The sequence below is a fragment of the Variovorax sp. J31P207 genome (assembly GCF_030316965.1).
In the GTDB taxonomy this organism is placed as follows: domain Bacteria; phylum Pseudomonadota; class Gammaproteobacteria; order Burkholderiales; family Burkholderiaceae_C; genus Variovorax; species Variovorax ginsengisoli_B.
Genome location: NZ_JASZYN010000001.1, coordinates 446,313 through 464,203, shown reverse-complemented (window position 1 = coordinate 464,203; position 17,891 = coordinate 446,313). Strand labels below are relative to the sequence as shown.

Annotated in this window: 17 protein-coding genes and 1 pseudogene; 8 read left to right on the top strand and 10 right to left on the bottom strand. The window is 63.2% G+C overall.

Annotated elements, in window-relative coordinates; translation table 11 throughout:
• The 3 genes from QTI68_RS02200 to QTI68_RS02190 all read left to right on the top strand — a co-directional run bounded on the left by QTI68_RS02200 (position 1) and on the right by QTI68_RS02190 (position 2,413).
• The gene (locus tag QTI68_RS02200) at positions 1-1,428 is read left to right on the top strand and encodes an amidase (RefSeq protein ID WP_286519397.1); all 1,428 of its coding nucleotides are present in this window, start codon (positions 1-3) and stop codon (positions 1,426-1,428) included.
• Positions 1,429-1,898: 470 nt separating this feature from the next.
• A complete protein-coding gene (locus QTI68_RS02195) occupies positions 1,899-2,261 on the top strand; it encodes an H-NS histone family protein (RefSeq protein WP_286519395.1) in 363 nt (120 codons plus the stop codon).
• Complete coding sequence (locus QTI68_RS02190; RefSeq protein WP_286519393.1) at positions 2,258-2,413, top strand: H-NS family nucleoid-associated regulatory protein; 156 nt, start codon at positions 2,258-2,260, stop codon at positions 2,411-2,413. The genes QTI68_RS02195 and QTI68_RS02190 overlap by 4 nt, the downstream gene beginning before the upstream one ends.
• Positions 2,414-2,473: 60 nt before the next feature.
• Here QTI68_RS02190 and QTI68_RS02185 read toward each other — a convergent pair whose 3' ends face one another.
• The 3 genes and pseudogenes from QTI68_RS02185 to QTI68_RS02175 form a co-directional block, all read right to left on the bottom strand.
• Positions 2,474-3,565, bottom strand: coding sequence for a hypothetical protein (locus QTI68_RS02185; RefSeq protein ID WP_286519392.1), 1,092 nt, complete (start codon positions 3,563-3,565; stop codon positions 2,474-2,476).
• Positions 3,566-4,411: 846 nt separating this feature from the next.
• A pseudogene (locus QTI68_RS02180) lies at positions 4,412-4,633 on the bottom strand (hypothetical protein); the annotation flags it as partial.
• A gap of 97 nt (positions 4,634-4,730) precedes the next feature.
• Complete coding sequence (locus tag QTI68_RS02175; protein WP_286519391.1) at positions 4,731-6,080, bottom strand: TAXI family TRAP transporter solute-binding subunit; 1,350 nt, start codon at positions 6,078-6,080, stop codon at positions 4,731-4,733.
• A gap of 791 nt (positions 6,081-6,871) precedes the next feature.
• Between QTI68_RS02175 and QTI68_RS02170 the strand changes: the two genes are divergently transcribed.
• The 3 genes from QTI68_RS02170 to QTI68_RS02160 all read left to right on the top strand — a co-directional run bounded on the left by QTI68_RS02170 (position 6,872) and on the right by QTI68_RS02160 (position 8,690).
• Positions 6,872-7,225, top strand: coding sequence for a hypothetical protein (locus QTI68_RS02170; protein ID WP_286505169.1), 354 nt, complete (start codon positions 6,872-6,874; stop codon positions 7,223-7,225).
• Positions 7,226-7,652: 427 nt separating this feature from the next.
• Positions 7,653-7,922 (top strand): hypothetical protein, encoded by a 270-nt coding sequence (locus QTI68_RS02165; RefSeq protein WP_286519389.1) that lies wholly within the window; start codon positions 7,653-7,655, stop codon positions 7,920-7,922.
• A 9-nt stretch (positions 7,923-7,931) separates the two neighbouring features.
• Positions 7,932-8,690 (top strand): DUF3047 domain-containing protein, encoded by a 759-nt coding sequence (locus QTI68_RS02160; RefSeq protein WP_286519388.1) that lies wholly within the window; start codon positions 7,932-7,934, stop codon positions 8,688-8,690.
• 364 nt (positions 8,691-9,054) lie between these two features.
• Here QTI68_RS02160 and QTI68_RS02155 read toward each other — a convergent pair whose 3' ends face one another.
• Positions 9,055-10,164: an OmpA family protein gene (locus tag QTI68_RS02155; protein ID WP_286519387.1), complete on the bottom strand. Its 1,110-nt coding sequence runs from the start codon at positions 10,162-10,164 to the stop codon at positions 9,055-9,057.
• 385 nt (positions 10,165-10,549) lie between these two features.
• On the opposite strand from QTI68_RS02155, the gene QTI68_RS02150 reads away from it, so the two are divergent.
• On the top strand, positions 10,550-10,960 hold the full coding sequence (locus QTI68_RS02150) for a DUF2541 family protein (protein WP_286519385.1): 411 nt from the start codon (positions 10,550-10,552) through the stop codon (positions 10,958-10,960).
• A gap of 44 nt (positions 10,961-11,004) precedes the next feature.
• On the opposite strand, the gene QTI68_RS02145 is transcribed toward QTI68_RS02150, so the two are convergent.
• The 6 genes from QTI68_RS02145 to QTI68_RS02120 are packed head-to-tail and all read right to left on the bottom strand — an operon-like array spanning position 11,005 to position 16,970.
• On the bottom strand, positions 11,005-11,442 hold the full coding sequence (locus QTI68_RS02145) for an ion channel (RefSeq protein ID WP_286505162.1): 438 nt from the start codon (positions 11,440-11,442) through the stop codon (positions 11,005-11,007).
• Positions 11,443-11,459: 17 nt separating this feature from the next.
• A complete protein-coding gene (locus tag QTI68_RS02140) occupies positions 11,460-12,515 on the bottom strand; it encodes a DUF2955 domain-containing protein (RefSeq protein ID WP_286519383.1) in 1,056 nt (351 codons plus the stop codon).
• Positions 12,505-13,620, bottom strand: a complete 1,116-nt coding sequence (locus QTI68_RS02135) for an HlyD family secretion protein (protein WP_286519382.1) — start codon at positions 13,618-13,620, stop codon at positions 12,505-12,507. The genes QTI68_RS02140 and QTI68_RS02135 overlap by 11 nt, the downstream gene beginning before the upstream one ends.
• Positions 13,617-15,152 (bottom strand): efflux transporter outer membrane subunit, encoded by a 1,536-nt coding sequence (locus tag QTI68_RS02130; protein ID WP_286519381.1) that lies wholly within the window; start codon positions 15,150-15,152, stop codon positions 13,617-13,619. Before QTI68_RS02130 ends, QTI68_RS02135 begins: the two co-directional genes overlap by 4 nt.
• 34 nt (positions 15,153-15,186) lie before the next feature.
• Positions 15,187-16,320 carry an AI-2E family transporter gene (locus tag QTI68_RS02125; protein WP_286519380.1) on the bottom strand — a complete coding sequence of 378 codons (1,134 nt, stop codon included), beginning with the start codon at positions 16,318-16,320 and terminating at the stop codon, positions 15,187-15,189.
• A gap of 56 nt (positions 16,321-16,376) precedes the next feature.
• Positions 16,377-16,970 (bottom strand): hypothetical protein, encoded by a 594-nt coding sequence (locus tag QTI68_RS02120; RefSeq protein WP_286519379.1) that lies wholly within the window; start codon positions 16,968-16,970, stop codon positions 16,377-16,379.
• A gap of 151 nt (positions 16,971-17,121) precedes the next feature.
• Between QTI68_RS02120 and QTI68_RS02115 the strand changes: the two genes are divergently transcribed.
• On the top strand, positions 17,122-17,889 hold the full coding sequence (locus tag QTI68_RS02115) for a DUF2092 domain-containing protein (protein ID WP_353506389.1): 768 nt from the start codon (positions 17,122-17,124) through the stop codon (positions 17,887-17,889).
• Positions 17,890-17,891: the final 2 nt, after the last annotated feature.

Genomic DNA, 17,891 nt, shown 5'->3' with positions numbered 1-17,891 from the left:
ATGACGTCTGTTCGCCCTGTGGCCTCTCTGCCGCCCGAGCTCTGGAAGTGGGACGCGACCGACTTGGCGGCGCATATCAAGAGGCGCACCATTTCTTCGTTGGAAGTCATGGTCGCCTTTCACACACGAATTGATGAAGTCAACCCAAGGCTGAATGCGATTGTCCAGGCCGACCGAGACGCGGAGATCTCCGCTGCGCTCCGGGCCGACGCCGAACTCACCTCTAGTGTCGCTCCAGTCGGGCCTCTGCATGGTGTGCCGATCACCATCAAGCTGAATGCCGATGTTGAAGGACAGGCAACCACCAACGGCGTGCCTGCCTACAAGGTGCGCGTGGCGGAGCACGACAGTCTGGTCGTGGCCAACTTGAGGCGTGCGGGCGCGATCATCGCAGGGCGAACCAACGTGCCGCCGTTCTCGCATCGGTGGTTCACTGAGAACCCGATACATGGGCGGACGCTCAACCCTTGGAGTGACGACATCACGTCCGGCGGATCCAGTGGCGGCGCGGCTGTGGCTGTGGCCTCAGGCATGGGGGCAGTGGCTCACGGCACCGATATCGCTGGATCGATCCGATACCCTGCGTACGTGAACGGCGTTCTTGGTCTTCGCCCTACGCCAGGGCGCGTGCCCGCGTTGAACGGCACTGTGCCCGCGCGCTTTGCAGGCCTGCAGTTGTTTTCGGCGCAAGGGCCGCTCGCTCGAACCTCGCGCGATCTTGAACTCACGTTGCGAGCGATGGCAGTGGATGGGCAGGCGGACCCGATCTGGATCAACACACCCCTGGACTACCCGGACGACAACGCAGCATGTCCCGTAGGTTTGATCGATGAAATCGAAGGTGTCGCTCTCCCGTCGAAGATCCGGAGCGCGCTGGATATTGCCGCTCGGGCCCTGGAAGCCGCAGGCTACAAGGTTGATCCGGTTAAAGTACCTTCGATGCGGGACGCGTTGGAACTCTGGCTTTCGATCGTGATCACGGAAAACCGATTGGGAATGATGGCCGATGTTGACGCGATGGACGATCACGTGAGTTCGACATCCATACACGCGATGGCCTCTTGTGCGCCGAATCCGGATCTGCGTACCTACGTGACGGCCCTCGCAAAGCGTGATGCGTTGCGCCGAAAGTGGCAAGCTCTCTTCGTTCGGCATCCTCTTCTACTGATGCCCACATCGTGCCGATTGCCCATGAAATGGGATGATGATCTTGGAGGAGAAGAGGTGATAAGGAAGTTGCTGGACGACCAGTCCCCACTCATTTCGGTCGCGGCGCTAAGTCTGGGTGGACTGAATGTGCCGGTGGGGCAGGATGACGGCTTGCCGTTGGGAGTGCAGATCGTCGGTGCGCCTTTCCGGGAAATCCTCATGCTGCGTGCGGCTGCTGCGATCGAGCAATCGGCGCCCACGCGAAGGGTCTATGACTAGATGAAGAGCGCCTGAGGACGCAGTAGCGTGGATGGGACGGCGACGTTCACGCCTGCGAAGTATCACCCCACGCTCGAAGGCGGTCACGAACACAACCTAGCTTATCACGGGCGCGGATGGAGCCGGGGCCGGAGGGCCGAGCAGGCTCGGAGCTCCTCGCGGCGCTGTCGGGTCGTACGCAAGCTGATCCAGTGGCGCGCTCAAGCGCGCGCACCTACTACCCACTGTCGCCCACGAACGAGTGGAACTGAAATCGCGGCAGGCGCTGACCGTTCCACCGGACCGAGTGTGCTTGGTAACAAAGCCAGGAAAGAGGCTAGGGGACCTTGGCCGGCTGACAGTGCTTGCCGCGCCGCGCGGCTTTGTTAATTGCCACTGGTTCAGAAAGTCAATGTCCGATCTGTCCGCTCCGATGCGACGCGAGGCAAAAGTAGTAAGCTGTCGGGCATCCGCATTCTTTGCATTGAACAATGGCGACCACATACCGGACAATCCAGAAGCAGATCGACAAGCTTCAAAAGCAAGCGGAGAGCCTGCGCGATCGCGAGGTCTCTGGCGTGGTCGAACGGATAAAGGTGGCGATTGCGCACTATGGCCTCACCGCTGCGGATCTTGGCCTGGAGCCGAGAGGGGGCGCCAAAAAATCGACTCCGACAAAGAAGGCACCCGGTAAGGCGAAGTCTGCTTTCGGTGACTCGACCGGGAACGTGTGGTCAGGCCGGGGACCGCATCCGCATTGGCTTAGGGACGCGTTGGCTGCTGGGCATTCGCTTGAAGAGTTCCGCCTCGGGACGGGCTCTGGTCCAGAACCGATTCTGCAAAGAAGGGGATGACAAAGGCGAAGAAGGAGAAGCTCAAGCGTCCGCCTCCCAAGACCGTCTATACCGACGAGTCTGGCAACACCTGGAGCGGTCGAGGTCCCAGGCCGCGCTGGCTGCGCGCCGCACTCGAAAGCGGTCGGTCCTTGCAGGACTTTGCCAAGTAAAGCCCGTATGCGCCCGTCCGACAGCTCACGACGTGCGCGCGATGCTTCTTGAGCTGCTGGTCAGGTCTCCGGCGTTGTCCATACCTCCTGGAGAAATATGGTGAACGGGTCCTCGGCGATCTGACGCAAGGCGTTTTGAACTGTGTCGGTGGTCATGTCAAGCTTTACGGCCAGCGCCTGCAATGTCGCCGCGGCAGCAGCCTGACACGCTCTCGCCGCGGGGTCTTCACTGTCCAGATCGTCAATTTCATCGATCAGGTATTTGAACTCTACCGCGCCCCGCAGCCCCATCACTCGGAGTTCGGCTAGGTGCGTCTCGAAGTAGATCCAGGCGAGCGCTTGGCTCATGCAGTCGGTGACGAAGTTGAAAGACAAGTTCGAACGCATGACCAAGCGAACTGGATCGCAGTAGGCGAATTGGGGGATCGTGGTGATGTCCTCATTGGCGAGGCGCTCCGCGATGGACGAGTTCACCCCTTGCAGGCGGATCACGCTGTCGTGCGCACCCTCCTTGTCCGGGTCCGTATCGCCGATCACCTTCCTAAAACCTCGCTGAATCATCGAAATAAGGGTGCCCAAAGGGAACGCGCCAAGGGCGAACGCCACAAAGCCCGCTTTGTCACCCGCCCACCCCACGAAGGCATAACCCATTGGAATGGCGATGATGAACCGCAGTGTCGCCCAGTGCACGTCGGCGGGCGAGAAGTCCAATCTTCTGGCCCTGGAGATGTGATCGTCGGCGACCCAAAGGTAGGCGCCGGCCAAGGCATAAATCGCATTGTCAGGGAGGTTGCACAATGGGCCGCCGTCGATAGAGTCCAGCCGGTGCAACCCACCAGAAACGGCCAGCGCCACGGAAAGGAATCCGACTACGAAGAAGAGGACACCTGGCCAAAGAAAATAGCGACGCCCGAACCAATGCTTGTAGAGGTCTTCGAACGCGCCGACAGCATCTCCCGCGTTCGCTGGCGAATTTGTACGATTGAACATCTGAAAATAGGCCAATCGAGCTTCACCGCTGAGGCCATCGATGATGTCTAGGCGCTTGGCTCCCCATCCGGAGCGAAGGTAGCGCAGCATAGGAAGCATGAGGGCGAGCGTCACGATCAAGACAAGGGCGCCAGCTATTTTTCCGTGGTCGGTCCAAGGCATGTGAGTTCCTCGATGTTGCAGCGATACCAGATTGTCGATACCAAGCGAAAAGAAGTGCATGCTTCAATGTGGGGGCGCGACACGGCATAAATCAGACTAGGCGAACGTCTTCTTCCATGGCTGCTCACTGGTCAGGCAGTCGCCAGGCTAAGGTTTCGCACGTCGAGCACAGAAGTCGGACGCCCTCAGGGCGCTGAACGCGCCGACAGGCTTCCTGCCGGACCCGCCTGGAATAGCTGCTCTTCCCGCCTCTGCAACAGCCGAGACAGCGCGCACCAAGCCGAGCTTCGATCGCGCAGCGTCATCGAGCACCTCATCTGCAAGGATGGCTGTGTAGAGCTTTTCAAGCTGGTGCCGGATGAGCGTGTCGGGCCGAGGGCGCCGGGCGAGGACGAAGACGCCGACCCGATCGGTTGACGATAACGGCGCGATGGGACGCGACCCCGCGGTACCGGCGGGAAGAGGGGCGGCGCCGGAGCCGACTCGTTGACAGAAGTGGATCTTCTGCCTGCGAGTGACCCAGGAGCATCGCGACGATGTCTCCCTGATCTTGAAAAGCGTGGCCGACGCCAGATCTGTACCCGACGTCCGCTCTTTGACGGCAGGACTGAGGCCGTAGATCGAACCCGCGCTTTAGACTGGTTGCTGCCGGTCGCTTGCGACCCGTGGATGGCGCAGATGGGCCCGGAAGAGACATTGGCAACGCAAATCTGGCGGCCGGAAAGCCGACATTGCATCTAAGGGTCGGCTCTCCTTTTTGCGACGCGGCGATGTGCGGACGGATGACGAGACTTCCATGTCAGCGTAGCCTCGAACTTCCGACGACAAAGCAACGTTCTTTCTGCGAATGCGCAGAATCTTCGGCAAGCTGATCGGTTGCCGACCCACGCGCCGGCTCTTGCGGTACAGCGGTTCCACCACCGCTATCTAATGTGCCGAGGGCACGATGCGTTCCATCTCGGCGAGAAACCTCTCGCGCCGCGTCCGCTTCTTCTTCTTTATCGCGAACCCGGCACTGGCAAAGCTGCGCTGACTCGTCGTCGTTACTGGTCCCCTCTGGCGTTTGATCAACAGATCAACAACGCATCGCTCGCCGGCTGAGTGGACGCGACGTTGAAAAAATAAGCGTCTCCCTAGCTCCACCCACTGGGGGTGCGGCAAGTCCTCAGCCCGCGGCGTTTTCCGGATCACCATTCGAGTTCGCGGCACCGTCCTGTGCCTTGGCCATCACGGCCCGGCGAACCAGGCCGATGTGCTCGCGCAGCGTGTAGGCTTCGCTGGCATAGCTCAACGGAGCCCGAATCCGCGCGGCCGCCTGCTCGATGCGGTTCAGGTCGCCCAGCCATTGTTCGACGGGCAAGACGCCGGTGCGCGTACCGACCTCGCGTTCAAGCAGCGCCAGTTCCCCGTACCAGCGGTAGATGCGCGACCGCGTGCGCCAGCGGAGCAGTTGCGGCAGGAGCTTGGACAACGGAACGATCACGAACAACACGGGCACCAGCAGCACGATCAGGCGTTCGAGGTAGGCCGCGACGCCGAACGGCAGGTAGCGGTGAAGTAAGCTGGGGCCGAAGCGGTGGTGGCGATCCGCATCGGTCGAGACAGGCAGGTCCACCATGGCCGTGTTCGGAAACTCGTCGAGGGCTTCGAAATAGCCCTGCGATCCATGCAATTCACGCGCCGCTCCGAGGAGCAGGTTGACGATCGGCGTCGACAAGTCATCGCGCGAAACCAGCATCGCCTTTGTGCCAATCAGTTTCACCTCCTGCCCCGGAATATGCTGCGCGAGATCGATCGTGCCTGGCGGCAAGGTCAACTTCGTGATGTATGGGAATCTGCGCGGATAGGCTTCTGAGCGCGCCAGGCTCATCAGTTTCAACTCCGGGTCGTGCAGAGCCTGCCAGATCGCCGGGAACTCCGCGGGCCCGAGCAAGAACGCGGCGTCGACCTGGCCCGCCTGCAGCGCGCGCAAGGCCTCCAGATTGACCAGGGGCACCAGATCGGAGTTCAAGCTGGTGATGTTGTTCACCGCGAGCAAGGGCTCCATGAACGCGCGCACGCCGCTGTCCGCGGAGCCCACAGCGAGCCGCCGGTGGCGCAATTCATCGAAGTGCTCGTGCACGACGTTGTCGCGATAGAAGATCCACAGTGGTTCGTAGTACAGGGTGGCCAGCATGACCAGCTTCTCCCGGTCCGCCGGGCGCACCACACCACCATGTACGAAAGCCACATCCACGCCGGAATGGGGATCCCGCAGCAAGCGCTCGTTCTCTTCCGCGCCGCCCGTCATGCGTTCCTCGACGGTCACTCCGTCGCGTGCCAGAATCTCCTTGTAACGCTGCGCGTATTGGTGGTACATGCCGTCGCGCAGGCCGGACGCGAGAACGATGTGACGCGGAATCGCGCTTCGCAGCGACCAGGCGCCAACCAAGGCAAGGGCAATGCTTGCCACCACGAGCAAAGTCCAGCGCACACGTTCGCGTCGCGCTCCGCCGGGCAAATCACCGAGTTGCATACGAAGTCGAATGTGCAGGGAATGCCGGAAGTTGACGCCGCGGTCTTGAGAGTTGTCAAGTCATAGAGACAGTATCGGGGCAGATATATCTCGACGTCATACAGGGGCGGCCCACGACCTCGTTCGCTTGGCAGAACGCGCGCCCGCACGCGTTCTTTGTGCGTTAGTTGACTGGGCGATGTGCGGGGGCCGATCTTTTCAGGTTCCTTGCGCTACACAGGATCGTCATGATTTCCATCGCGCAGTTGATCAAATATCGACAGCATGTGGAAATGCCGACGGCCGACCTCCAGCCTTAAGCCAGCTGGCGCTCGGTGCCGCCAAGAAAGGGGCGCGCCTGCCACTGCTGCTCAGGCGACCGCTCGCCTCACGCGAAGCCTGCTCAGGATTCACGAGCTACACCAGTTCGGCCGCCCGATCCGGCTTCCACTCTCTTGCTGAGAGTCAACTACATGAACGGCCTGATGCAGACGGAACCACTGCTCATTTCAAACCTGCCTTCCTTTGCAAGCCTTTCGCTTCGCGGCGAGGCTATGTGAGACCCGAGAAAGCGGCCGCAACCGCGGCCGCTTTTCTTTGGGTTGACCAAAACGTGGATTTCGCCCGGGAAGTTGATATTCGTCAATTCGGAGCGCGCCATCTTCCTTAAGGTCGATGCACCCGACTCAGGAACTCAGCCATCGCTGAAGTCGGGCTGCATGAATTTGCCGAGGGGCGTCGGACCGGCCGATTCATGTCCCACGGGATCGTGCGTGACTTCTTGCCGCATGAATTTTCTTGGAGGATCGACCATGAAACTCGCTCTCGCCGCAATGGCCATTGCAGTCTCCGGCTGCGCCAGCCAGCCCACATCAGCGCCTTCAGCACCACTGCCCCCAGACGCCCGTCCCGTCGGCCAAAGCCAGCTTGCCCCGAAGGCGGCGGCCACATGTATTTCGCAGAAATGGGCGAACAGTACCGGGCAGACGGTCTATATCGAGTACGTCTTTGCCAACGACACAGCCTTCAACGTCTACGCTCCGGGCCAGCAACCGCCCAGCGGCTCGGCGGCCCTCATCCGTCCGGCCCCTGCGGGCACCGGCTCAGCAGTGGCCTTCCGCGGTCCCGAGTCCACGATCGGCGGCGTTGTTGGCCAATGCGCGTGACGTCGGCCTGCTGCGAACGCCAGCGCACCCGACTGACGTGGTTGCTCGAAGCGCGATCGACCAACGTGCCGCGGCGGCATCGTATGACCGACGCAAGCTGCCATCCGTGACGTTCCTGTTCGCAACACTTCCGGCGGCCGAAGTCCTCAAGGTCAAGGCGTAGATTCTCGCAATTCGCGACAAGACGCTCGTAACATGGGCGTCGGACAATGCCAAGGCGTCGGCGCCGAGTTTGCGGAACTGGTTGGACACTTCCGCGTTGTTGAAGAGCAAGACCTCGCTGAAATCCTTGTAGCTGATTCCCGGGCCGGTACGGGCCGCACGCCCGCCGACGGAAGAGCACGACGTTGATCTGGTAGGAATTCGCGAGTCGGTGATCGGCAGACAATCTGTCCGTACAGCCGGCCATTCGAAAAGGAGAATGCAAATGATAGATTCGGGATACGGACTTGGTCGCCGGACTGTGGGCCTTCTGGCCTCAACTGCTGTCTTGGTGTTTTCGGGCGTGGCCCTGGCCACCGACCAGTCGCAGCAACGGCAGCAAGGCAGGGACGCAAACCAAGCGGCCAAGCAGGACGCGCGATCGGAAAAGATCGATTGCCGGGCCGAGAATCAAAAAAGCAACGCCGCGTGCCGGCAAGACAAGCGCGACACGAAGCAAGACGGTCGCCAGGAAAAGCGAAGTATCAAGTATTGAAGGCACCGATTGACCGACCGCCACCTCGTGAGCAAATCGCCGCGCTTCCTTGTTGCGTTCCTGTGGGTCCTTGTCGGGACCGCGTTCGCCGCTGCTCCGGATCCCGGATCGCCTTGTCGGTCCCGTAGTCTCGCCTTCGATGACAGAAGTGCAGCCTGGACACACGTGCCCCTATCGAAGCTCAAGCGTGATACGGTATACCGCGTCGTGCAGGAGGGGGATCGATCGGCGGTGCTGCACGCGACAGCGGATCGGTCAGCCTCGCTTTTCGTGGCCGCACTGAAGCCTTCGCAGCGCCCGCCCATGACCCTCAGTTGGGAATGGAAGACTGATGCGCTGGTCGCGAACGCTGACAATCGCGACAGGGACCGCGAGGATGCTCCGCTGCGCGTGTTGGTGGCGTTCGACGGCGACGTCGCCACCCTGCCTGATGCGGAGCGGAAGCGATTCAGCCGAGCCAAGAAGCTGGCCGGGCGCGATCTGCCCTACGCAGTACTGATGTACATCTGGACCGATCATGTCCCAGTGGGTACGTTGATTCCCTCGGCGCACACCAGCCAGGTCAAGATGCTTGCCGCGGCCTCGGGCGCAGCCGGCCTGGGCCGTTGGCAGTCGGTGCGGCGCAATCTTGCTGACGACTACAGAAAGGCCTACGGCGCGGAACCGGGCCCGGTCCTGGCTGTCGCCGTGATGACCGACACCGACAACACCGCCGGGACGGCGCAGGGAAGCTACCACGGCATCCACATCGACTGCGAAGGCGGCTGATTCGGCGGCCGGGCATGAAGGCCCGTTCTAATTGCGGAACATATCACTGCGCTCGTCCGACGGCGTGCGAGGCGCGTCGTACCCCATCCACGCGCTGGCGGTCATCGTCGGCTGGAAGCCCGCGAACCATGTGACGATCGATCGGCCTCCACACCGGCTCCGCCCTTGACGATGCTCTGCAGCAGCGCATCCACGATGAAGGCGTTGCGTCTCGGCAAGTTCGAATAGGCGACCACGTGTGCAGCTAAGACGACGAACGACAAGCCCAGCGCCCCGGCCAGGGCCAGCCCGCGATCCCTCGCGTCGCGTTCGCATCAATCCGGGCCGCAGTGCTCATTGATCACCGAATCCCTAGGGAATGAACCTAGCCCGGCTGCTCGCCCGTGGCGCGGATCTCCACGCGGCGGTTCGGCTCGAAGCAGGCGATGAGCGCGGCGCGGGTCTTCGCCTTGCCCTGGGCCCTGCAATCGGCTTCGGTGACCTTCAACTCCGAGAAACTGCGGCCTTCGGTCGTGATGATGTTGGCCGGGACGCCTTGGACGACCAGGTAGTCGCGCACGGAGTTGGCCCGCGCCAGCGACAGGCGCTGGTTGAACTCGTTGCTGCCGATCGGGTCGGTGTGGCCGACGATGGAGATCGCGCGCAACCGGATGCCCGAGGACTTGAGCTCCGCGAGCGTGTTGTCGATGCGGGCGCGGCCGGTCGGCGTCAGGTCCGACTTGGCGAAGGCGAAGGTGCCGTCGGCCTTGAGCTCGAAGTTGCGCGCAGCCGGCGGCGGCGGGGGCGGCGGCGGCATCGGTGCCGGCATCGCCGCCGGCGGAGCGGCTCGCGCCACCTGCGGGGGCGGCCCGAACGGAATCTGCAGGCCCACCGAGAACAGCCAGTCGTTCATGCTCTGCCGGTTGCCAGTCAAGCTGTTGTTGGCGTTGTCGACATAGCGATAGCGTGCGTCTGCCACCAGGCGGCCCCAGGAGGAAAACGGCCAGACGATGCCGACCCCCGCATTGGCCATGAAACTCGTGTGGCTGTCGTTGATTCCGAACGCCCGCTCCACCTTGTTGTCGATGGCGCCGATGCCGCCCACGAGATAGGGATGCACCTGGTTCGACTGCCAGCGGTCGATCCCCAGGCGGCTCCATGGGAACCACTGCGCGTCGAGCGTGCCGCTCCAGTTCTTGTACTTGTTCGTGCTGTTGAAGACGCCGAAGTTGGTGCCGACGTTGCCGTCCAGTTCCTCGTACTGGCCACGCAGCTCGATGTTCCAACTCGGGCTGATCGGCTTGCCGATGGAGAAGCCTCCGCCCCAACCGTTGTCGGCATTGCGGTCACCGTCGGGATGCACGTAGGTGCCGAACGGCGTGATGTACCAACGGTTGTCGAAGTACTGATCCGGTGCGAAGGTGGTCTGCGCGAGGCAGGCACCATACGGGAGGGCCAGCGCGCAGCAAGCTGCGAAAGTGCGTCGGTGAAACATGAATTCTCCTCACTGTGTTGATGAGAGAGCCTCAGCGCGAGCCTCGGGACAGTCAATCACTCGAGCCAGTCGAAGTCGACAATAGGTTGATCATGTCCGCTGGAATGCATGAATGCAACCGAATGTGTCGTTGCCACAGTGAGCGAACAAACCTGCCGTTTCAATTAGAGTGACGGTTGCATGGCCTGAGTTGGGTTTCGGCAACGTTGATTGGCTTCGTCATGCTGCTCCATTTTCGAAGCGACAAACTCTATGTCCGTTCCAATCAACACTCCATGACTCGCATTCAATGACAAATGTCAATGCAGGCATTCGCGAGGGACAGACAATTGGCGTCCGCTGGCCTTGCCCTGAACCGGCTTTGCGGGATTCGAAGGAGAACTTCATGACGACGAACATCCGTACCCTGATGGCCGCATTGGCCTTCGCGTCCACCGCCCTCATGGGCGCGGGCACCGCAACGGCGGCTGACCAGTGGTTCGTGCTCGGTGAGCAGACGATCAAGGCCTCCGATCCCAGCGCGCAGATCAAGAGCACAGGCAATCGATGGGAAAAGGACGTCAAGCAGGTGAAGTTGTCGACCGAGGGCGCAGACGTGCAGATCACTCAACTCGTGCTCAACTGGGACAACCGCAGGGATGACACGCTGAAGGACGTCGGCGTCTTGAAGGCGGGTGGACAGACCGCTCCGGCGGACGCCCCGGGGCGCAAGGGGCGCCTGACGTCCGTGACGGTCCAGTACAAGATCCTCGGCAACGCGTCGGCGGCCACCCTCAAGGTCTGGGGCCTGGACTGAGCAACCGCGAGCGCGAGCGCGGGGCGAGGATGGTGAGGAGCCGGTTACCCGGTGCTGCCCTTCTCCGCTTGCGCCTTGATCATCTGTTGCAGCATCGCCATCAATGCGGCGCCGGTCAGGCCGAACATCAACACCCCGTTTCCGGCCTCGAGCGGACCCAGCAGCTTCCAGGGCTTGGTCATCACCACGTCACCATAGCCCAGCGAACTGAAATTCACTGCAGAGTGATACACCGCCTCGTACAACTCGTCGAACTCGCCCAGCACCATGAACAGCGATCCCCAGATCATGATCTGGAGGAAGTTGCCTAGTACCAGCACGAGCATTGCGACCAGCAGCGAGCGGATCTGAACGAGCGGACGTGCGAAGCCGACGCGCATCGATCGGTCGATGTAGTAGCGAACGCTCCAGAACGTAAACGCCGCCTGGAGCACCAGGCACAGCAGGATGGTCGGCAGCCCGATTGCGAGATTGATCAACATGGTGTGAATCCCTCCGTTCAGCCTTGTCTGTAGAACATCGCATCGGGCCGGGTGGCTCGCCAGCGTTCCAGCGCCCATACCGCCGCCCACGCATAGAGCGCCACGGCAACGAACAGAGCGACGCGCATGGCCGACGCCTTGAGCACGTCCTTGCCTCCACTGCCGCCGCTGTCTTCGATGGCCGGGCCCAGCAGGAGCAGCATGGTCACCAGCGACTGGACCCAGAACGACGGCGACAAGGCGTTGGGCCGAACCCGAAAGAGCCGCGTCCCGACCCAGAGTGCGGCCGCCGCCATCCACAGCATCAGCATCCACAGGTTGGGGCGCAGCGACAGGCCGACCCAGAGGCATCCGGCAATCACGGCGCCCAGGATCGTAGACCCCAGGAGCTCCTGTCCGGCCGCCCGGGCGCTGGCGGAGCCGGCCTGTTGGCCCAGAGCCACCGACTTCATGATGGCTGCGACGAAGAAGGATGGGTTGGTCAGCGCCAGCACGAAGACCGGCATGACGACCACGACGGCGCGCAACGCGGTCCAACTCGCCGACTCTCGCGAGCTGGGCTCAGGCGCCGCCCTTTTGCCCGCGGGCACGGGCGAATCAGGGAACAGCGCATGCGAAGCACCGCTGACCAGCACCCCGATGCACAGGCCTACCGTGAGTGTCGCGCCGATCTCGAAGGCCAGGACCTGCGCCGCCACCCCGACCACCGGAATCAGGGCAATGGCCATCACGAGAATCGTCGTCAGCGGATTGGCGTTGCGAGCGCCCGAATAGAACACCGCGTAGAGCAACGCGCCTGTCAGCAGCACCCCGGCCAGCGCGTAGTGTTGCAGTATCGGAACCACAAGCACCCCTGCGGCCATCAGGGCGAGGACAACGATGGCGAAGACGATGCCTTTGAAAAGCGGGATCGGCGGACCCGGCTTGCACAGGATCAGGACGGCGACCACGCACACTGCGTAGGGTGCCTTCAGCGCGAAACCGTAGGCCACCAGCACCGCGAGGCCCAGGCCGATGGCCAGCCGCAGCACGGCCTTGTCGGCCCGTCCCATGCGACGGCGTTCAATAGACATAGGACAGCATGCTCATCATGCGGACGAAGGCCGCTCCAAGCCAGTTCATCAGGCCGTGATCGCCGGTGTAGACCAGCACTTCGGCCTGCCCCCCGACCCGGACGGCGCGCAGCTTCTCGCGCTCGGACGGATCGAATTCGATGGCCACCGGAAATCGCTGCGCCTGCCGCAGCCAGTCACGGCTGTTCTCGATCGTCGGCAGTGTTCCGGGCTGCGCTGGCTGGCCGCTGGCGACACCCGTCCCGATGCTGCGCACGCGGCCCTTCAGCACGTGGCCCGGCATCACGTCGAGCACGATGGCCACCGCATTGCCGGGCTCGATGTTGCCGAGGTTGTTCTCGGTCATGTCCGCGCTGATCCAGAGGTCGCGGACGGTGATCAGCGTCATGACAGGCGCGCCGGCCTGCACGAACTGCCCGACGTCGGTGCGCAGGTCGGTCACCAGGCCGCCGCCGGGCGCGACCACCTCGGTGCGCTGCAGGTCCAACTCGGCTTTTTCGACGCCCGATCGCGCGCTGATCAGCTGCGCGTTCTTGTCGCCGTTGTCTCCCGCGGCTTCCTGGGCACGAATCAGGTCCACCCGGGCGGCCTGCTCCTGGCTGAGTGCCTTGACCCGGCTTGCCTGCGCGCTCTGGACCCGGCGGATGGAGATCGCGCCAGGGTCTTCGGCAAAGATCTGCTCCAGCCGCGTTGCATCCTGCTGAGCGTAGAGGTAGTTGGCCGTGGCTGCACGCAGGCCGGCCCGGGCGGCTTCGACCGACGCCACCGAGGCATTGACCGAGCGCCGAACCGACTCATAGTCGGAACGGCTGCGTTGCAGCGCGATGCGGTATTGCGTCGGGTCGATCTCGAAGAGCCGTTGTCCGGGTTCCACACTGTCATTGTTCTTGACATGCACCTTCAGCACCCGGCCCGACACCTCCGCCGCTACCGGCACCACGAAGGCCTGCACCCGGGCCTGCGACGTGTAGGGCGTCAGGCGGTCCGAAACGAAATACCAGACCAGGCTGGCGACGATCAGCACCAGCACGACGATCGCACCGATGCGCGCGCCCTTGCCGCTGTCGGGCGGCGGTTCCGGGGGCTGCTTGACTTCGTCGCTCATGGGCTTGTTCCTTCCAGAGGGGGCCACGCAGCGTCGCCGGGCGCCGGCAACGGGGCGGCCAGCAGCCCCTTCCAATCGCTGCGCCGACCCATGGCCTCTTGCGTCGCGTCGTCGAGCACCGGCCGGCTGCGGGCCGCCTCCCAACCTCCTCCCATGGCCTTGTAGAGGGTGATCAGGCTCTGCGACTGGCTGCCACGGCTGGCCACCAACTGGTCCTGTTCGCTGAACAAGGTGCGCTGCGAGTCGAGCACGCGCTGGAAGTCGACCAGGCCCTCGTTGTACTGCCGGTCGGCGATTTCCAGCGAACGCTGCGCGGCCTTCACCGCATCTGCCAGCAGCACGATCTGCTCGCCGGTCTTGGCAAAGCCGACCGACGCATCGTCGACCTCGCGAGCCGCTTGCAGCACCGTGTTCTGGTACTGCTCATAGAGTTGCTGAAACCGAGCGTCCTGCACCAGCACGGTGTTGGTCAGACGTCCATGGTCGAACACGTTCCAGACGAGGCTGGGCCCGATGGCGCCACTCAAGACCCGCGATGCCCCCTCGACCGTGGAACCCGACAGGCCCAGCGAGCCCAGCAGCGAGATGGAGGGATAGAGATCGGCCACGCTCACGCCGATCAGGGCGGACTGCGCAGCCAGCTGCATTTCCGCCGCCCGCACATCCGGACGGCGCCGCAGCAGGTCGGCCGGCATGTCGACGATCACGTCCAAGCCGGCCTGCGGGATCCTTTCTTTCCCCTCTTCCATCTCGGGCAAGGGGCCCGGCGGGCGGGCCAGCAGGATGCTCAAGGCGTTTTGCGCCTGGCGCAGCGCGATCTCCAGCGGGGGCACGGTCGAGAGCGTGCCCAGGTACTGGGCCCTGGCCTGCTGGACGTCCAGCTCGGACTCGTTGCCGCTTTTGAAGTGAAGCTCGGTGATCTGGAGGCTGCGCCTTTGCAGCTGCGCGTTCTCGCGAGAGATCCGCAGCCGCAGTTCCACGGTGCGGATCGTGCAATACAGGCCGGCGACTTGGGCCGCCATCAGCACCTGGACATCGTCGTACTGGGCGATGCTGGCGAGATAGGCGGCGTCCGCCGACTCGATGCTGCGCCTGAACTTGCCCCAGAAATCGATCTCCCAACCCAGGCTGAAGCCGGCATTCGCAGTCCACGCACTGTTGTCGCGCCCGCCAGAACGCTGCTCGCCGACGCCGAGCACCTGGGCCGTTGCCTGCTGCACCTGCGGATAGCGCGTGCTATCGGCAATGCCGAGTTGGGCCCGCGCCTCCATGATGCGCATGCCGGCGATTCGCACATTGGGATTGACGCGCTGCGCCTCGGCGACGAACTGGTCCAGCACAGGATCGTTGAAATTGCGCCACCACGCCTGCATCAAGCCATTGCGCGGGCGCCGCGCATCGGCGGCGAGCGTTTCCAGCGAACCTCCGCTCCACCCCGACAGCCACGGCACGCGGGGCCGCTCGAAATCGGGGCCCACCGTGGTGCATCCCCCGAGCGTCGCGGCGGCGCCGGCGAGGACAAAGATTCGCAAGCTCGACCCCATCGAAGGCATCTCGGGCATCGGTTCAGGACACGACCGGTGGCTTGCCCTCCAGTTCGTCCAGGTCGACGACGTCCGGATCCGTCACGACCCACCGCATGAGGATCTGATAGCCGAGGCTCAGCGCGGTCGCGCCGAGGAACATGCCCAGGATGCCGGCGCCCGCCAGACCGCCCAGGGCACCGATCAGAACCACCGGCATGGGCGCATCCACGCCCCGGCCCAGCAAGAGCGGCTTCAGCACGTTGTCGAGCATGCCGGCGACCACAAGAAGCACCGAATCGACGACGGCCGGTACGGTCTCGTAGTCCTTGCTGAGCCAGATGTAGGCGATGACCGGCACGGTGACCAGCAGTGCCGGCACCTGCGCGACGCCCAGCACCAGCACGATCACGGCCAGCACGCCAGCAAAGGGAACCTGGGCAAGGATCATGATGATGCCCACCGCCATCGCCTGGATGAAGGCCACGCCGACCACGCCCAGGGCGACTGCGCGGATGGTCGAGGTGGCGAGCGCAGCGAAATCCTCGCCTCGTCGGCTGCCGACAATGCGCCCGAGGATCGACTTCGCGGCTTGGGCACCCGACTCGCCGAAGGCCATGATGATGCCGGCGATGATGAACGAGACCATGAAGAGCAGGATGGTTCCGCCAATGCTCGCCACCATTGCCAGCGCCTTGGCGGCCAGTTCGCCGAGCTCCGGCTGCATCCTCTGAACGACCGCCGGCATGTCCGTGTGCGCCAGCGACCAGAAGCCGTGCAACTTGGCGCCGACGATCGGCACATCGGCCACGCGCGCCGGCGGCGCGGGCACCGCAAACTCGTTGTCTTTCACCCGCGAAATCGTCTCATGGACCGAATCGCCCATGGAGCCCAGGACGACGGCCATCGGGACCACGATCAACGCAATGCCGCCCACCACGAGCAAGGTGGCAGCCAGACCCTGTTTCCCGCCCAACCGACCGGCCAGCGCCTGGTGGCCCGGATACATCGTCACGGCCAGGATCAGGGCCCAGGCCATCATGGTGATGAAGGGCGAAAAGATCTTGTAGCAGAGAAGCGTCAGGGCCAGAACCAGTCCGGCCCGGATGAAGACGTCCATCAGCTTCCTGGAAATCCGCGTCTCGCGTACGAGATCGGGCTGGAGAAGCGTTCTCATGGGGTCGACCCTCCGAAAGTGGACGGGGTCTGCGCTAGGCAGGCCCCCGCCCCACCCTACTTCTTCGCCGGCTCGACCGACAGCGCCACCGCCTCGGTGTAGACGGCATGAACCTGATCGCCCACCTTGATCATCTTCAGTTGGTCGGGATCGCGGACGATCAGGTCGACCTCGTATTCCGTCCCGCGCAGGGTGATCATGTGGGTTTTCCGGTTGACGGCCACCACGTCTGCGGTGACCTCGACCTTTTCTCCCACCACACCGCCGGGTCGATCGCCGGCCTTGGCCCTGTCGCCGCTCATGGTCTCGACCCTGCTGCGCAGTTCCTTGCCATCCTTCATCAAGGTCAGCGTGAGTGCCTGTGCGTATCGGACGGTCACCTTGTCACCGACTTTGAGCTGCTCAAGGTTTCGTGCCTCGGGGCCGATTCCGAACACATGCACCTTGCCATTGGAATCCTTGATGGTGACATGGTGCTTCTCGAGGTCCACCGCCTGGATGACGCCCGTGGCCCTGATCACCTCCTTCAGCGTCCCGGTGCCGGGGCTCGCCGAAGCCGCGACCTCTCGGGCGGGTTTGTCCTGCGCGACAGCGGGCGCCAGCAGCGCACCCAGCATTGCGATGGCTGTAAGCGAAGTTGCGATGTTCATGAGAATCCCTTTCACGATGGTTGGGGAGGGTGCTGAGCATGATCCATTTCGGACGCGTGAAGTTGACGTTCGTCAATGAGTGGGCGCGCAGTACGCGCATGCTCACGCTTCTCATTCCTGATTGATGTTCTCGTAACACCAAAGGAGGCGTATGAAGCTCGCAGGACTCACATCGGCTGTGTTGGCCATGGCATTGGCCTCGCCACTCGTCGTCGCCCAGACGGCCGTGGCAGGCTCGACCGCTCCCGCAAGTGCCGTCGACACGGCTTCGTTTCAGGCTCTCAAAGACATGGGAACCTTCTTGCAGACCCTCAAGCGCTTCCGGGCGTCGACCTCGCTGACGGGCGAACGTGTTCTGGCGGACGGCCAGAAGCTGCTGCACACGGCGTCGGCCACGGTCGACGTGCAGCGTCCGGACCGGCTGCGCGCCCGCATGTGGAGCATTCGCTCCGAGCGCGAGATCATCTACGACGGCAAGACGGTCACTCTCTTCTTCCCTGAGCAGAAGTACTACTCGTCGGTCGAGTTCTCGGGGTCGAACGGCGAACTCGTCAAGAAGCTCGAGGAGCGCTATGGGTTCGAGGTTCCGTTGTCCGATCTGTTCCTCTGGGGCACTCCGGCTGCGCCGGTCGACAAGATCGAATCGGCCATGAACGCCGGCCAGGATCTGGTCGGGGGCGACCTCTGCGACCACTACGCCTTTCGCCAGGGAGACTTCGACTGGCAGATTTGGATCGCGACCGGCGCCAAGCCCTTACCGCGCAAGCTGGTGATCGTCAATCGCTCCGACGAGGCGCGGCCTCAATCGGTCAGCGTCATGGACTGGAACCTGAGCCCGGCCTTCAAGGAGTCCGCGTTCAGGTTCTCGCCACCCAAGGGCGCGACAAAGATCGAGTTCGTTCCGGCGAAGACCAACTAGAG

Bases quoted from the DNA above. Each gene is read 5' to 3' on its own strand.
- QTI68_RS02200 (WP_286519397.1), top strand. From the start codon at position 1: ATGACGTCTGTTCGCCCTGTGGCCTCTCTGCCGCCCGAGCTCTGGAAG.
- QTI68_RS02195 (WP_286519395.1), top strand. From the start codon at position 1,899: ATGGCGACCACATACCGGACAATCCAGAAGCAGATCGACAAGCTTCAA.
- QTI68_RS02190 (WP_286519393.1), top strand. From the start codon at position 2,258: ATGACAAAGGCGAAGAAGGAGAAGCTCAAGCGTCCGCCTCCCAAGACC.
- QTI68_RS02185 (WP_286519392.1), bottom strand. From the start codon at position 3,565: ATGCCTTGGACCGACCACGGAAAAATAGCTGGCGCCCTTGTCTTGATC.
- QTI68_RS02175 (WP_286519391.1), bottom strand. From the start codon at position 6,080: ATGCAACTCGGTGATTTGCCCGGCGGAGCGCGACGCGAACGTGTGCGC.
- QTI68_RS02170 (WP_286505169.1), top strand. From the start codon at position 6,872: ATGAAACTCGCTCTCGCCGCAATGGCCATTGCAGTCTCCGGCTGCGCC.
- QTI68_RS02165 (WP_286519389.1), top strand. From the start codon at position 7,653: ATGATAGATTCGGGATACGGACTTGGTCGCCGGACTGTGGGCCTTCTG.
- QTI68_RS02155 (WP_286519387.1), bottom strand. From the start codon at position 10,164: ATGTTTCACCGACGCACTTTCGCAGCTTGCTGCGCGCTGGCCCTCCCG.
- QTI68_RS02150 (WP_286519385.1), top strand. From the start codon at position 10,550: ATGACGACGAACATCCGTACCCTGATGGCCGCATTGGCCTTCGCGTCC.
- QTI68_RS02145 (WP_286505162.1), bottom strand. From the start codon at position 11,442: ATGTTGATCAATCTCGCAATCGGGCTGCCGACCATCCTGCTGTGCCTG.
- QTI68_RS02140 (WP_286519383.1), bottom strand. From the start codon at position 12,515: ATGTCTATTGAACGCCGTCGCATGGGACGGGCCGACAAGGCCGTGCTG.
- QTI68_RS02135 (WP_286519382.1), bottom strand. From the start codon at position 13,620: ATGAGCGACGAAGTCAAGCAGCCCCCGGAACCGCCGCCCGACAGCGGC.
- QTI68_RS02125 (WP_286519380.1), bottom strand. From the start codon at position 16,320: ATGAGAACGCTTCTCCAGCCCGATCTCGTACGCGAGACGCGGATTTCC.
- QTI68_RS02120 (WP_286519379.1), bottom strand. From the start codon at position 16,970: ATGAACATCGCAACTTCGCTTACAGCCATCGCAATGCTGGGTGCGCTG.
- QTI68_RS02115 (WP_353506389.1), top strand. From the start codon at position 17,122: ATGAAGCTCGCAGGACTCACATCGGCTGTGTTGGCCATGGCATTGGCC.